The sequence below is a fragment of the Polynucleobacter sp. IMCC 29146 genome (assembly GCF_021395195.1).
Taxonomy (GTDB): Bacteria; Pseudomonadota; Gammaproteobacteria; order Burkholderiales; family Burkholderiaceae; genus Polynucleobacter.
Genome location: NZ_JAJVCR010000008.1, coordinates 1 through 13,882, shown reverse-complemented (window position 1 = coordinate 13,882; position 13,882 = coordinate 1). Strand labels below are relative to the sequence as shown.

At 41.0% G+C, this 13,882-nt stretch carries 14 protein-coding genes; 8 read left to right on the top strand and 6 right to left on the bottom strand.

All coding sequences use genetic code 11. From position 1 onward, the window contains the following. Positions 1-133: 133 nt before the first annotated feature. Positions 134-859, bottom strand: coding sequence for a GntR family transcriptional regulator (locus LZT22_RS09865; protein ID WP_233925017.1), 726 nt, complete (start codon positions 857-859; stop codon positions 134-136). 123 nt (positions 860-982) lie between these two features. On the opposite strand from LZT22_RS09865, the gene LZT22_RS09860 reads away from it, so the two are divergent. Further along, the gene (locus LZT22_RS09860) at positions 983-1,951 is read left to right on the top strand and encodes a tripartite tricarboxylate transporter substrate binding protein (protein WP_233925016.1); all 969 of its coding nucleotides are present in this window, start codon (positions 983-985) and stop codon (positions 1,949-1,951) included. Next, positions 1,948-3,423 carry a sulfatase gene (locus LZT22_RS09855; protein ID WP_233925015.1) on the top strand — a complete coding sequence of 492 codons (1,476 nt, stop codon included), beginning with the start codon at positions 1,948-1,950 and terminating at the stop codon, positions 3,421-3,423. The genes LZT22_RS09860 and LZT22_RS09855 overlap by 4 nt, the downstream gene beginning before the upstream one ends. Positions 3,424-3,600: 177 nt before the next feature. Here the strand turns inward: LZT22_RS09855 and LZT22_RS09850 are convergent, their stop codons facing one another. Next, complete coding sequence (locus LZT22_RS09850) at positions 3,601-4,590, bottom strand: tripartite tricarboxylate transporter substrate binding protein (protein ID WP_233925014.1); 990 nt, start codon at positions 4,588-4,590, stop codon at positions 3,601-3,603. A 125-nt stretch (positions 4,591-4,715) separates the two neighbouring features. Here LZT22_RS09850 and LZT22_RS09845 point away from each other — a divergent pair, with 125 nt between their 5' ends. From LZT22_RS09845 to LZT22_RS09830, 4 genes are all read left to right on the top strand, one after another. Then, the gene (locus LZT22_RS09845; RefSeq protein WP_233925013.1) at positions 4,716-5,423 is read left to right on the top strand and encodes an FCD domain-containing protein; all 708 of its coding nucleotides are present in this window, start codon (positions 4,716-4,718) and stop codon (positions 5,421-5,423) included. 12 nt (positions 5,424-5,435) lie between these two features. Further along, a complete protein-coding gene (gene phnA / locus LZT22_RS09840) occupies positions 5,436-6,698 on the top strand; it encodes a phosphonoacetate hydrolase (protein WP_233925012.1) in 1,263 nt (420 codons plus the stop codon). Between the two features lie 55 nt (positions 6,699-6,753). Next, on the top strand, positions 6,754-7,446 hold the full coding sequence (locus tag LZT22_RS09835) for an MgtC/SapB family protein (protein WP_233925010.1): 693 nt from the start codon (positions 6,754-6,756) through the stop codon (positions 7,444-7,446). A 519-nt stretch (positions 7,447-7,965) separates the two neighbouring features. Then, complete coding sequence (locus tag LZT22_RS09830) at positions 7,966-9,975, top strand: adenylate/guanylate cyclase domain-containing protein (protein ID WP_233925008.1); 2,010 nt, start codon at positions 7,966-7,968, stop codon at positions 9,973-9,975. Between the two features lie 154 nt (positions 9,976-10,129). On the opposite strand, the gene LZT22_RS09825 is transcribed toward LZT22_RS09830, so the two are convergent. Genes LZT22_RS09825 through LZT22_RS09815 form a run of 3 tightly spaced genes read right to left on the bottom strand, consistent with a single transcriptional unit; the run spans position 10,130 to position 11,346 of the window. Next, positions 10,130-10,630 (bottom strand): hypothetical protein, encoded by a 501-nt coding sequence (locus LZT22_RS09825; RefSeq protein ID WP_233925006.1) that lies wholly within the window; start codon positions 10,628-10,630, stop codon positions 10,130-10,132. A 16-nt stretch (positions 10,631-10,646) separates the two neighbouring features. Continuing rightward, positions 10,647-10,955: a HigA family addiction module antitoxin gene (locus LZT22_RS09820; protein ID WP_233925004.1), complete on the bottom strand. Its 309-nt coding sequence runs from the start codon at positions 10,953-10,955 to the stop codon at positions 10,647-10,649. Positions 10,956-10,971: 16 nt separating this feature from the next. Beyond that, on the bottom strand, positions 10,972-11,346 hold the full coding sequence (locus LZT22_RS09815) for a type II toxin-antitoxin system RelE/ParE family toxin (RefSeq protein WP_370635216.1): 375 nt from the start codon (positions 11,344-11,346) through the stop codon (positions 10,972-10,974). Positions 11,347-11,522: 176 nt separating this feature from the next. On the opposite strand from LZT22_RS09815, the gene LZT22_RS09810 reads away from it, so the two are divergent. Together LZT22_RS09810 and LZT22_RS09805 are read left to right on the top strand one after the other, a co-directional pair. Further along, positions 11,523-12,284 (top strand): type IV toxin-antitoxin system AbiEi family antitoxin, encoded by a 762-nt coding sequence (locus LZT22_RS09810; protein WP_233925002.1) that lies wholly within the window; start codon positions 11,523-11,525, stop codon positions 12,282-12,284. Next, on the top strand, positions 12,281-13,180 hold the full coding sequence (locus LZT22_RS09805; protein WP_233925001.1) for a nucleotidyl transferase AbiEii/AbiGii toxin family protein: 900 nt from the start codon (positions 12,281-12,283) through the stop codon (positions 13,178-13,180). Before LZT22_RS09810 ends, LZT22_RS09805 begins: the two co-directional genes overlap by 4 nt. A 313-nt stretch (positions 13,181-13,493) precedes the next feature. Here the strand turns inward: LZT22_RS09805 and LZT22_RS09800 are convergent, their stop codons facing one another. Then, positions 13,494-13,811, bottom strand: a complete 318-nt coding sequence (locus LZT22_RS09800; RefSeq protein ID WP_255700957.1) for a tautomerase family protein — start codon at positions 13,809-13,811, stop codon at positions 13,494-13,496. Positions 13,812-13,882: the final 71 nt, after the last annotated feature.

Below are 13,882 nucleotides of genomic sequence, written 5' to 3'. Positions count from 1 at the left end.
TCCTAGACCCAGGTTCAAGTCCTAGTGGGCCCACCAATAATCTAATACCAACTCTAGGGTTGGTATTTTTTTTGAGCGTTACTTTAAGTAACGCTTGTGGTTTAAGTACTCTCACGACCAACAGCTTTATTATTTAGGCCAGGAGGTCCATATCAAGCCGAATAAAATCAGCGCGATAAGTTAACTCTCCTAAATAAATCACAGTGCCATCAGGCGCACAAAATACTCGCCTAATTTCTGCAACAGGGGCGCTCACCGATATGTTTAATGCATTTGCAGCCTCTACACCTGCCGTAGAAATTGTCAAGATTTGTCTTGCCGATGCTATTTTGACTGATTTAAGATCCATTAGAACTGGGATTACAAGCTCATTTCTGAAACGCTTTGGAGCAAGTTTAAATATTCGCTCATCAATGTATGCTGAAATAACAGAGGTCAGCTGTTTTTCATAAGAGTGGACGCGACGCAATAGATGGTATTTTGGCGCTGGAATTCCATCATCTGATTCTATCTTTGGTTTTGCTATTCCTTCTGAGATTGGAATCAGTCGGGGTGTAAGCTCTCGGTACAGATCTGCAAGGGCAACTAGTGAGCTCACCACTTGCATTTGCGGGTGAACCAACGGTTTTGCTTTTACAAAAGTGCCGCGACCTTGCTCTGGCTGAAGCAAGCCCTCCTCCTTTAAAAGCTGTACAGCCTGACGAATTGTGATTGATGCAACTCCAAATTCTTTAGAGAGAAGGGGCAGCGAGGGGATGCGCATCCCAATTGGCCATACCCCTTTCACAATACGTTCCCGCATTGCATCGGCCGCTTGTGCATATAGTGGGCTGGCGCTGTATTGAAAAAAATGCCGCATTTTTTATCTGGCCCTATTCCCTTAATTTTTAATGTTTAATTATAGATTGACAAGTCTGATTAAATATAGAATGATATGCAGATTATAAAAAATCACTCTAACAGGTATTGAAAGGGGATAGATGTGCGCATATTGATTCGAAATACAGTACTGCTATTGTTCAATTTATGGATATCGGGCCTAGCAGTAGCTCAGGAATATCCAAATAAGCCAATTCAATTAGTGGTTCCATACCCCCCCGGAGGTGTTGTTGATATTACTGGCCGCTTGCTTGCTGACCAGTTGAGCCGTGAGCTTGGGAAGCAGGTGATTGTAGTTAACAAACCTGGGGCAGGCGGGACAATCGGCGCTGAATTTGTCGCGCGCGCACCTGCTGATGGCTATACGATCATATTAGGTGGCGCCGCAACCCATGCTTTTGCGCCTGCAATGTATAAGCAGTTGCGATATGAGCCTATTAAAGATTTTGTAGCAATTACGCAATTTACTGAGGGGCCTTTAGCGCTGACTGTAAACAAAGCCTCTGGCATTGCGTCAATCGATGAGTTTTTTAAAATACTGAAGAATAAAGGTGATAGTGTCAACTATTCTTCCAATGGCATAGGAACATTTCCACATCTTTCTGTTGAATTATTAAAGCAAAAAACAGGAACAAAAGCTATGCATATTCCATATCCCGGAGGTAGTCAGGCTGTGGTTGCGGTGCTTTCCAATGAAGTTCTATTTACACAAAATCATCTGCCAGTAGTCCTTACGCAAGCGCAAGCCGGCCGTGTTCGAATTCTAGCTACCACTGGCGCGTCTCGCTCCTCCGTTCTTCCAGATATACCCACGCTAAAGGAAATGGGTTATGACATTGTTGCCTCCGCTTGGTTTGGATTGTTTGCGCCCGCAGGAACTCCACAGCCTATCATTCAGAGGTTATATGAGGCAACTGCTGCAGCGGCAAAATCTCCAGCATTACGGGAAAAATTAGCCCTACAAGGTGATGAGATTTCAGTTACAGGGCCGACGAAATTTCTTGCATTTCAAAAAAATGAATTAGATAAATGGAAGACTGTGATTACAACTGCGGAGATTAAGCCAGAATGACAAAAGAAATGATACGTCCAAATATTATTTTAATCATGACCGATCAACAAAGGGCAGATACGATTGGAGCATTAGGCGCTCCATGGATGAAAACACCGAATCTAGATCGATTAGCAAATGAGGGCGCTGCTTACACGGAATGTTTTGTTACTTCTCCAGTTTGTGTTGGCTCTCGCGCTAGTTTGTTTACCGGAAGGTACCCTCATGGGTGTCAGGTTTTTAGCAATTTCCAGCCCTGGGAACCTACTTGGGTAAGCAGCTTAGCTAACCAAGGTTATCACTGTGTAAATATAGGTAAGATGCATATTAACCCTTACGATGCTCCAGGCGGATTTCATCAGCGTTTCATTATCGAAAATAAGGATCGCCCACTTTTTCTTGAAGAACGTGATCGTGCAATCTATGATGAATGGGATAAGGCCTTACATGCACGTAAATTAATTAAGCCGTCTCGCTATAATCGTTTTGAATCTGACCCAGAAAAATTTAAAAAAGCACTTGGAGCATTCGCCTGGGACCTTGATCCAGATATGCATCCAGATAACTTTATTGGTGAAATGGCTTGCTGGTGGATTGATGATCGAAAAAATAAAGACCCACTTTTCTTGCAGATTGGCTTTCCTGGACCACATCCTCCATATGATCCATTGCCAGAGGCATTGGCCGCTTATAAAGATACTGACATTCCATTACCAATTGTGAAAGAAGCAGAGATTGAGGCTCAGCCAAATGCCCAGCATCAGCTTCGAGAAAATATGATTGACTTTAATTTTGATTCAATTGCCTGGAGAAACCACCCCAGTCAAGATGATCTTCTTAATTTGCGTCGTCACTATGCAGCGAACGTAAGCATGATTGATCAGCAGGTAGGCCAAATAATGAAGTCGCTTGATGATCGAGGGTATCTTGATAATGCTCTAGTGATCTTTACGTCTGACCATGCTGATGCTTTAGGTGATCATGGCCATATTCAAAAGTGGACTATGTATGACTCTGTTGTGCGAGTGCCACTAATATTTTGGTCAAAAAATCTAGATATAAAGCCGGGTATTCGCAACGATCTAGTGCAGATGTTTGACATTGCTCCAACTATTCTAGAGACGGCGGGATTAAATATCCCTGAAGAATTTGAAGCTAAATCATTATGGGGGTCCTTGATGCGTTTGCCAGATTATGTGCCACGCGATGTAGTTTATGCAGAACTTGCGCGTGATCATATACAAACTGGTAGTGAGTTTATTCTGATGCGACGAGATACTCGATGGAAAATTGTTCTATATCTTGATGACAGCTATGGCGAACTTTACGATTTAAGCTCTGATCCGGGTGAAGTAAATAACCTCTGGGAAATTGAGGCAGTGCGAACGCTTCGGGATGAATTAAAAATAGACTGTCTGAGTTGGCTTTCACGTGGTTCGCTATCCGCAAACCGCCGAACAAGTCGCGCACCACAAAAAGCAATGCGTATTTAGGGTTTTAAGGGGAATCCTTTGGTCCCAGGTTCAAGTCCTGGTGGGCCCACCAGCAAAGCAACCCCTCATCAGAATGAACTGACCCCTTTTAGTTGGATTGGGTGTCCAACTTTTGTGGGTCAGTTCAGAAATGGTGGGGGGTTTTGTATTTTGAGTGTTACTTTAGGTAACGCTTAGTTAGTCAATGGTTACGTTAGCTGACTTTGCAACCTTACCCCACTTATCAGTCTCATCTTTAACATACTGAATAAAAAGTTTTTGTGTGCTGGGCCCAGTATCAGCCCCTTGGTTGGCCCAGAGAGTTTTAATCTCAGGAGAGTTGAGGGCTTTAGTTGTTGCGACGAAGAGCTTATCTTGAATGGTTTGGGGTGTGCTAGCTGGAACCCAAAATCCATACCAAGATATTGATTCAAATCCGAGTACGCCGGCTTCAGCCATTGTGGGTATTTCTGGAAATGCTGGAGATCTTTGTGGTGACGTAACTGCCAATGGACGAATGGTACCCGCGCGGATATAGGTTGCTGCGCTACCCAGACCCTCAAAGATTAGATCAACTTCACCACTCATGAGGGCAACCATTGCAGGGCCGGATCCCTTATAGGGCACATGTACAAGCGAAGTACCTGTCAATTTATTAAAAATCTCACCAGCAAGATGTCTCGTGGTGCCGTTGCCAGAGGAGCCGTAGTTGACTTTGCCAGGATTACTTTTAGAGTATTGAATTAATTCTTTTACACTTTGAATTGGCAGCTTATTGTTAACAACAAGGACATCTGGAACAAAAGCAACTCCTCTTATTGGAATGAGATCCTTTTCTAGGTTGTACGGTAGATTTTTGTAAATACTCTCGGCAACAGTATGGTGAACGGCACCCATAAAAATGGTGTAGCCATCTGATGGAGATTTAGCCGCTATTGCAGCCCCAATGGTTCCGCCGGCTCCCCCCTTGTTTTCAACAACAACTTGCTGCCCCAACTCTTTTGACAATTGCGCTGCTAAAGGTCTGGCGAAAGTATCAGTGCCACCACCAGGTGGAAAGGGCACTATAAGTTTGATTGATTTATTAGGCCAATCCGACTGGGCAAGCGCTGGCTGTGTAACTGTCAACATGACAATCACTAAAGTGATTAGGCGTATTACGTGCTTTGAAACTAGTACTAGGTTCATTGATGGTCTCCTTGGCCTCATAGCCTAACAATCATTTATTTCAATTTTATGATACTTTTACTGTATATTGTTGACAATATACCATAAAACTGATCTAATGACACAACTAATACGGCGGGAATGAAATGAATCGCACTGAAGAGAAGATTGGCTTAAGTATTCAAAATAGCGCATTTGAGCTATTGCGTGAGCATTCCTTAAGTAATCTAGTTGAAAGAGAGATTGAGCGTCAGATTATTTCCGGGGAGTTAACTTCTGGCGAAAAACTGACAGAGGCGGGAATAGCAAATCAGTTGCGAATATCTAGAGGCCCAGTACGCGAAGCATTACGCTCATTGGAGCAGGCTGGCTTGGTTGTTAATGAGAAAAATCGCGGAATGTCGGTAAGGCAAATCTCGCTTGATGAAGTTGGACATATTTACGAGGTTCGCGCAGCTTTAGATGGGTTAATTGGTAGGCTGGCTGCCGAGCGAATTACAAAGGCGCAATTAAAGAAACTCAAAGAGCTCATTAAGGAGATGAAAGTAGCGGCAGCACAAAATGATTTTGTTGCTTACTTTCCATTGAATATAGCCTTTCATGAACATCTTGCGTTAGCAGCCCACAATCCTGCATTGGTAATGAACTACCGCCGTGTAACGAATGAATTAACTCTATTTCGTAGAGCGACATTTGAAAAAAATGTTTCCAATATTCAGATCTCAACCAAAAATCATGAACAAATAGTGAAGGCTATTGAATCCGGTGATGTAGATTTATCAGAAAAGTTGCTCTTTGATCATGTAATGGATAGTAAAAAGCGTTTATATGAAGCGCTTAATTTAAATAGGTAGGAAGAAATGACTATGAATCAAGACTCCAAGAAGACTCAGGTAGAGGTTAATCAAAAAAAATATGCCTGGCCTATATCGCCAGCAGTCGTGGTATGTATAGATGGAGGCGATCCAGCGTATTTGAAACAATTTCTTGCGGATGGATCAATTCCTAATATTGCAAAATTTATTAAAGAGGGTTTTAGTGTGATTGCTGACGGCACTATGCCTAGCTTTACGTGCCCAAATAATATGTCCATCATCACAGGAACGCCTGCGTCTGCACATGGCATTTCAGGAAACTACTATTTAGATACCAAGACATGGGAGCCGGTTGTCATGACTGGACCAGATTTATTGCGTGGTGACACTATTCTTTCTGGATTTGCAAAAGCTGGAGCTAAGGTTGTTTCAATTACCGCTAAAGATAAACTTAGAAAGCAACTTGGAAAGAATTTAGATTTGAGTAACGGTAGCATTTCTTTTTCTTCAGAGTTTTCTGGTAGTTGCACCATGGCTGAGAATGGCATTGAGAATGTATTAGATCTGGCTGGAATGCCTCAGCCAGACATTTATTCAATGGAGCTTTCTTTGTTTGTGCTAAAGGCTGGCATTCAAATCTTAAAGCGTGACCGGCCTGATTTAATGTATCTATCACTAACTGATTGGGTGCAGCATAAGTTTGCGCCAAATGAAGAGGGTGCTCGCATCTTCTATCAAGAACTAGATAAATGCTTTGGAGAGTTGGATACATTGGGGGCGACTATTGCGCTGACTGCAGACCACGGCATGAATGACAAGTCAAATTCTGCTGGAAAGCCAAACGTTATCTGGCTTCAGGATATTTTGGATGCTAAGTTTGGCAAAGGTGATGCTCAGGTTATATGCCCAATTACGGATGCATATGTTGGTCATCACGGCGCATTAGGTGGATTTGTGCGTGTTTGGTGTAGGGGCAAAGCAACCCCAAAAGAGATCATTGAAGTCATTGCAGGTATAGACGGCATTGAACAGGTATTGAATAAAGATAGTGCTTGTAAGCTTTTTGAATTGCCCGCTGATCGTGAGGCAGATGTTGTTGTGATTTCAAGAGCAGATGTCTGCATAGGTTCATCTGCTGCAAATCATGACTTAAAGGGCTTAGAAGGCCATCGCCTAAGAACACATGGTGGCACTTCGGAGGCTAAGGTTCCCATCATTATCAATAAGCCAATGAATGAGGCCTATAAGTTAAAAGCCGCATCTGGAACGTTGAAAAGTTATGAAATATTTGATTATGTATTAAATGGAGTTTAGTCAGCAGACTTCAATGGCCAATGTAAGTGAATACATATTTGTTTAAAGGGTGGCAATGGATCAAACCTCGCTCCTAATCACAACAAACCTTCTTACCTCTTTGATTGCCGGAGGAATTATCGGCATGGAAAGAAGTCTCCATGGTCGCCCGGCAGGATTTAGAACGCATGCCCTAGTTTGCCTTGCATCTAGTTTGCTAATGTCGGTGACCGCATTTCAAAGCATTTGGATAACTGTAGATAACAGCGAGCTATTTAGGACCGATCCAACCCGTATGGCTCAGGGAATTATGACGGGTATTGGCTTTTTAGGGGCGGGTGTTATATTTAAGAAGGGCTTAAATGTTAGGGGCTTAACAACAGCAGCTTCCATTTGGATAACGGCTGCAATTGGTATTCTTTTTGGGATTGGATTTTATTTCCCTGCAATTATCGCAACTGTCTTGGCACTTGTTACCTTGTCATTATTTAGATGGATTGAGGCAAAGATTCCATCACATCACTATGTAAATAATACAATCACCTATTCAAGGGATAAAACACCCAGCCAAATTGTGGTGAAAGAATTGCTTTCTAAACATGGCTTTAAGGTTGAAGGAATTAGTTACCAGTTAATTGGCGATGGGTCATTATTTCAATACAAAATGACGATTAGAACTAATGACTCCAGTAACCTAATAAGGTTATCTGAATGTTTAATTGGCCTGGTGGATGTCAAACATTTTGAAATTTTACCTACAGGCGACTAGACGGCACCCACCTAAGTGCGCGAGCATATGGTGAAGGCATAGTCCAGGGAGTTAGGAAACTAACACAAACCGGAATCCTTTGGTCCCAGGTTCAAGTCCTGGTGGGCCCACCAATAATCTAAGGTCCGTACCGGACACATGCTTTACGTCCGGTACCGATCACATGGTTACATATACCCAGTACTTTCATTCCACGGCATAGAGTGGTCCCTCCTATGCCTAAAACTGTAAAGTATGTGTCCGGTATAAAGTGTTAACTATGTGTCGAGTCGTACACAAACCCTCATCAGCAATGGTGGGGGGTTTGGTCTTTTAAAGCGCTTTTAAGGTAATGGTTTATCCTCTCCAATATGCAGGAAAATTTATTGCGATTAAGTATTTGCAAAATAGGACCGCCTTGGATAGCGCGGCACTAATACGATGACATTATTTTTTAAAAAAACTAGGCATCTCAAGGTTCGCTTAAGGCCCAGTATCGTTTTTTTATTCATCCTATTAGTAGTCCCGATATTTATTTCGATGATCTGGTTTACTTATGCCTCGAATGAAAAAATGATTAGAGAAACTGCTACTAAGCATATTTCTAATCTACAAATTATTACTAATTTAAAAATTAAAGAGCTATTTGGGCCGGTAGAGCTATTGGTTATTTCTACAAGTCAATTAGCCTCAGCCGACCCCGCTTTTTTCGGGGCACCTAAATCGTGGAATTATTTATTAAGTCATTTAAATTCTTCGCCTAATATCTTGAGTGTTGACGTTGGCTTTGAGGATGGCTCATTTCGCTCTGTTCGGAGGGTTAAAGCTGATGATAAATTACAAGGTAAGCCTGTTCCGCCAACAGCAAAATATGCTTTACGATGGATTGATAAGCGCTCCAAAGAGCCAAATGTATATAAGTATGTTTACTTTGATGATAAAAATCAGGAAGTAGGATCTTCTTCAAGTGATGAGCCCTACATTCCTAAGACGCGTGATTGGTATAAGGAGGCTGCAAAAGCTGGAAAGCTGATTATTTCTGAGCCTTATATTAAAAAATCTGGTGCTTCGGGCCTTTCTATCGCAAGTCCATTTTACGTAGATAAAAATATTACTGGGGTAGTTGCAATTGATTTATCTCTTGATTCGATAGGCAAATTTTTAAATGAGCAATTAATTAGTAAAAATGGCTTCAATCTATTGCTTGATGAGCATGGGTTAATAGTTGCGAGTTCAAACCAGAAGGACGCAGCTAAGGAAATTGGTGGAGTATTGAATATGAATCAGATTTATTCAATGACTTCAAAAGTTCCATCAATCGCCATGACTCTTAAGCCAGACAATGTCTTGGCCCCCTTTATTTTTAAAGATCCCACATCACAAGAAGAATTCGTGGGCATCATCACTAGCTTACCTAAGGAATTTGTAAAAAAATGGCTCATCTTGATTGTGACGCCTTTAAATGATTTTGCTGGGCCGCTAAGAGAAAATAATAATCTCATTCTTTTATTGGGTATTCTTGCGGTTTTATTTCAGATTGGGGTAATTTATTTTTTAGCTAATTATATTTCTAGACCTTTAGAGCTTTTAACAAGGGAGATTGAAGCCCTAATTAATTTTAAAACCCATGAGAAATTTAAGATTCGCGAAAATATTACTGAAATTAATACCCTGGCAAATGCAATCACGAAACTAAAAAGCACAATTTCCGCCTTTACCTCTTACGTACCTCGGGACCTCGTCAATGATCTTCTAAGTTCAGGTAAAGATATTGAATTGGGTGGTGAGAGTCGTTATCTTACTGTTCTTTTTTCTGATTTAAAAGACTTCTCCACCCTTTCTGAAATCACTCCTTCCAGAGAGCTGCTATTACGAGTTTCATCCTATTTAGAGTTGATGACATATGCGATTAAGGAAGAGGGCGGAACAATTGATAAATTTATTGGCGACTCAGTTATGGCCTTTTGGGGCGCTCCTTTATTGAATCAAAATCACGCTTACCATGCTTGCGTAGCAGCTTTTAAGACCAAAAGACGCATGGTTTTCTTAAATGAAAAACTAGTCGCAGAAGAAAACCCCCCCTTAGTCGTGCGCATTGGTATTCACTCTGATGCAGTCTTGGTGGGTAATATTGGCTCAGCTGAGCGCCTAAGTTATACCGTCATGGGCGATGGGGTCAATATAGCGGCACGGCTAGAAGGAATCAATAAAGAATTTAATACCGATATTTGTATTAGCCACTCCCTGTTTAAAGAGGCGGGTGAAAGATTGTGGGTTAGGCCAATTGACCAAATTACCGTCAAAGGCCGTAAGGGCGAGTTAATTATTTATGAATTAATGGGCGTGAAGGATGGCGATGCTGAGACAGCCCCAACAGAGATTGAAAAAGAGCTTTGTATCTTTACCAAAAAAGCATTTGATCTCTATATGAATGGCTTATATGTTGAGGCACTAGTCATCTATGAGGATTTGGTGCTTAGGTTTAATGACGGCCTAGCCGCAGTGATGGTTAGTAAGTGTCGTTCTAAGATTAACCCCAATCTTAGCTAAAGGCATAGTCTAGGGAGTTAGGAAACTAACACAAACCGGAATCCTTTGGTCCCAGGTTCAAGTCCTGGTGGGCCCACCAATAATCTAATACCAATCTTCGGGTTGGTATTTATTTGAGCGTTACTTTAAGTAACGCTGGTGCAGGATCTATAAATCAGTGAATTGTTCCGCTCAGAGCGAATTCCCTAAGTGCATTACCAGGTGTGATTGTGCTTTTATAAAGTGGTCCACAGGGAGTATCGGCCATCATCATTGAGAGTGAGTAGCAATCATCTACATAATGCATGGACTGATAACCTTCTAGGTGATAGGTGAACATATTTAAAATACCAATGATGCTGCGATTAGTTGATTTGCAATAAATTACCTTCTCAAGATGATTTAATTCCTGTTGCATAAAAGATTCACTTACACCTTGAGATAGCAAGATCTTAAATAGGTATTGTGGGAATCGCTCTACTAAGTTCGATGCTGGGGCTAGAGGCATCAACACTGGTAGCAGGGTTCTTTCATTTACAAACAAGGCTACCTGTGGTTTTGAAAATATTGCCTTAGCATACCAATTACCCAAAATATTGTCTCCCTTTCCAGCGGGTTCGTTGACGCCTGAAGAGACTCGATCTAACAATTGTTTTGAGCAGTGTAAATAAAACATTGAAAAGTGTCTCTGATTAGGCTAAGACTGGAATCAATGCATGTGTGACTTTAGGTAGTCCAGATTTACGAACTTGCCATAAGTCATAGGCTGCCTGTAAAGCTAGCCAAACGCTTGCACTACCTCCATTTTTCTCGCCTAACCATGCCTCAATACGAAGAGCCATTTCTGGAGAAATACCAGCTTTACCATTGATCACTCTAGAAAAAGCAGCTCGAGTTACACCAAGCTGTTCTGAAGCTTCTGTTACGGCTAGTTCTAACGCTGGAAGAATGTCCTCTTTCAGAGTAAGGCCTGGGTGGGGTGGGTTATACATTTTAGTCATCATTATTCCTATTCTTTTAGTGATAATCTTGATAATCAACAAGTACTACATCTTCACCTTCAAATTTAAACGTCATTCGCCAATTTCCATTTACCGAAATTGAATAGTGATCCTTTAGCTTATTTTTTAAAAGATGCAATCCCCAACCAGGTATATTCATATCTTCCCATTTTTTTGCAACATGTAATCTAGCTAGCTGCCTACCTAGCTTATTCGCATGAGCCGCTTGGATTCCAGACTTTTTACCTGTTTCAAAAAAGAGCTGCAAGCCTGTTGATTTGCATCTAAAACTGATCCACCATTTGTATCTAACTTTAATCCATCCAAATGATATTGTTATCTTTGACTGACAGCCTATATTGAGCGGATATTGGTCTGAAATTGGTTGCAAATTAAGGCGCTAATTGGATTAGTTTTGCTTACAAATCAACAGTTTATCGCTTAAAAGGCTTATCTCGATTAATAATAGGTTTAAATTGTTGCATAAAAACAAACTAATAGTTTTTTTACATAGATAAAAATAAACTATTTCTAGTTTAAGTTTAAATTATTGTGTAAAATTAAACTATGAGTTTTATAAATTCCAAAAAAATAAACCATTTAATCAGTGATTGGCCATCTGGCGCAGTCTATCTATCTTCATGGCTAAAGCAATCTGGCATATCCGGCCAACTGCTCAATCGTTATAAGAAAAGTGGATGGATATCGTCGGTAGGAAGTGGTGCCGTTAAGCGTGTTGGTGACGAGGTTGGATATCAGGGCGCATTGTATGCATTGCAATCCCAGCGCAATTCTTCTATCCATGTTGGTGGAAAGTCAGCCTTGGAGTTGCAAGGCAGACTGCACTACTTAAAACTAAAAACTACGGCGGTTTGTTTATTTGGGGATTGGAAGGAGCATTTACCACTTTGGTTTTCAAGTACGGATTGGGGGGTGTCCGTTGAATACCATCGCACTTCATTTCTTCCATCCAATCTCGAACTAGTAGAGTTCGAAGTTAAAAATTTCACCATCAAAATATCTAGTCCACTGAGAGCATTTCTAGAGTGCTTATATCTTGCTCCAAAAAAGCAAGATTTGGTGGAGTGTTATGAGTTGATGGAGGGTCTTAATAATTTGAGACCATTGCAGGTGCAAAAATTACTAGAGGCTTGCGAGTCAATCAAGGTGAAAAGGTTGTTTGTTTTTATGGCCGAAAAAGCCGGACATGCTTGGTTTAAGCATGTGGATTTGAGTAAAGTAAATTTAGGCTCTGGAAAACGAAGCATAGTCATAGGTGGGCAATTAGATCCAAAATATCAAATCACGCTACCTAAGGGGCTTACTTGAATACAAGTAACTACAGAGACCAGATTGAGTTGCTGTTAGATGTGCTTCCTTTGGTGGCGCAGGAAGAGTTTTTGGCATTGCATGGTGGAACAGCGATCAACCTTTTTGTACGAAATATGCCCAGACTGTCAGTGGATATTGACTTAACCTATTTACCATTGGGGGATCGTCAAGAAAGCTTGTCACAAATTCATCTTGCGCTAGAAAGATTGAAAAATCGAATTGAGAAAATTTTAGGTGTAGCAGTTCAATATCAAACGGACACCCAGAAATTGGTTGCAACATCTTCAAAAGCCCAAGTCAAGGTTGAAGTTAATCCGGTAGGGCGGGGTTTAATTGCGCCAGCACAAAAAATGATTCTTTGCGATAAAGCACAAGAAGAGTTTGATCGGTTTGTTGAAATCAATGTTGTCTCAACTGGTCAACTATATGGCGGAAAGATTTGTGCCGCATTAAATCGTCAGCATCCTAGAGATTTATTTGATGTCCAATATCTTTTGGAAAACGAAGGTTTTACAGATGAAATCAAGCAAGGGTTTTTATACAACCTGCTTTCAAGTAGCGCTCCTATTAACGAGGTTTTATTGCCCAATTTATTGGATCAACGAAAAATTCTAGAAAGTCAATTTGAAGGGATGAGTGTTGAGCCATTTACGTATTCAGATTTTGAAAAGGCTAGACAATCTTTGCTAGAGGCAATTCAGGGTGGGCTAACTTTAGAAGATCGGAAATTTCTGCTTAGCGTCAAAGATCTAAGTCCTGATTGGAGTGTTTATGACTTTAAAGATTTCCCTTCGGTTAAATGGAAGCTGCAAAATATAGAAAGATTAAGATCTGATAATCCAAGCAAGTATCACGAGCAACGCGATCAGTTGAAAAACAAATTAGGCTTTTGAGAATTTTTTAACAGCCGTATCTGATTGATAAAAAATCACTTTGGAGTAACGAAGTGCTAGACGGTTGTTCCAAATATTCTTAGGTTTTGAAAAACAAAGAGTGAGAGAGCAATTCTTTTTGGAAACAGGCAGTGAAAACTGTAGTGGTAAGCATAATCTTTTGGTCCCAGGTTCAAGTCCTGGTGGGCCCACCAGAAAAAACCCTCACTAGCGATAGTGGGGGTTTAGTCTTTTGAGCGTTACTTTAATTAACGCTTGTGGGGGGGGGATTGGGCATCCCAGGCCCTGGTCGATTACGCACACCCAATAAATGTCAGGTTGAGAGTTGTGCAAGTCCTTTGCCGAATGACCAATTCTCTGGAGTGTTGTCAACAATAGTTACAAAGATATCCTCTTTTCTAACTCCTGGATTGACAGTCAACACTTTTACCAATTCACTATATAAATTCAATTTCATTTCTTTTGTTCTTAAAACAGAAGTGATGTGTATTACCACAACATCGTCAGAGCGATTTCCATTCCACATCATTTTATCGATCAGGAAATGGGATTTTTTATGTTCGGTGGATTCAACTACGAAGTGCAACTTTGAACAACTAAGCCTAGTGGCTAAGGATATCTTAGTATCCATAGCTTCTAGACCAGCAAGTCAAAGTAGCCATGACCTATCAACACCTTAGCCAAGAAGAACGATATCAGATT

Bases quoted from the DNA above. Each gene is read 5' to 3' on its own strand.
- LZT22_RS09850 (WP_233925014.1), bottom strand. From the start codon at position 4,590: ATGAACCTAGTACTAGTTTCAAAGCACGTAATACGCCTAATCACTTTA.
- LZT22_RS09825 (WP_233925006.1), bottom strand. From the start codon at position 10,630: ATGTTTTATTTACACTGCTCAAAACAATTGTTAGATCGAGTCTCTTCA.
- LZT22_RS09865 (WP_233925017.1), bottom strand. From the start codon at position 859: ATGCGGCATTTTTTTCAATACAGCGCCAGCCCACTATATGCACAAGCG.
- phnA (WP_233925012.1), top strand. From the start codon at position 5,436: ATGAATCAAGACTCCAAGAAGACTCAGGTAGAGGTTAATCAAAAAAAA.
- LZT22_RS09830 (WP_233925008.1), top strand. From the start codon at position 7,966: ATGATCTGGTTTACTTATGCCTCGAATGAAAAAATGATTAGAGAAACT.
- LZT22_RS09855 (WP_233925015.1), top strand. From the start codon at position 1,948: ATGACAAAAGAAATGATACGTCCAAATATTATTTTAATCATGACCGAT.
- LZT22_RS09845 (WP_233925013.1), top strand. From the start codon at position 4,716: ATGAATCGCACTGAAGAGAAGATTGGCTTAAGTATTCAAAATAGCGCA.
- LZT22_RS09835 (WP_233925010.1), top strand. From the start codon at position 6,754: ATGGATCAAACCTCGCTCCTAATCACAACAAACCTTCTTACCTCTTTG.
- LZT22_RS09810 (WP_233925002.1), top strand. From the start codon at position 11,523: ATGAGTTTTATAAATTCCAAAAAAATAAACCATTTAATCAGTGATTGG.
- LZT22_RS09820 (WP_233925004.1), bottom strand. From the start codon at position 10,955: ATGACTAAAATGTATAACCCACCCCACCCAGGCCTTACTCTGAAAGAG.
- LZT22_RS09800 (WP_255700957.1), bottom strand. From the start codon at position 13,811: ATGGATACTAAGATATCCTTAGCCACTAGGCTTAGTTGTTCAAAGTTG.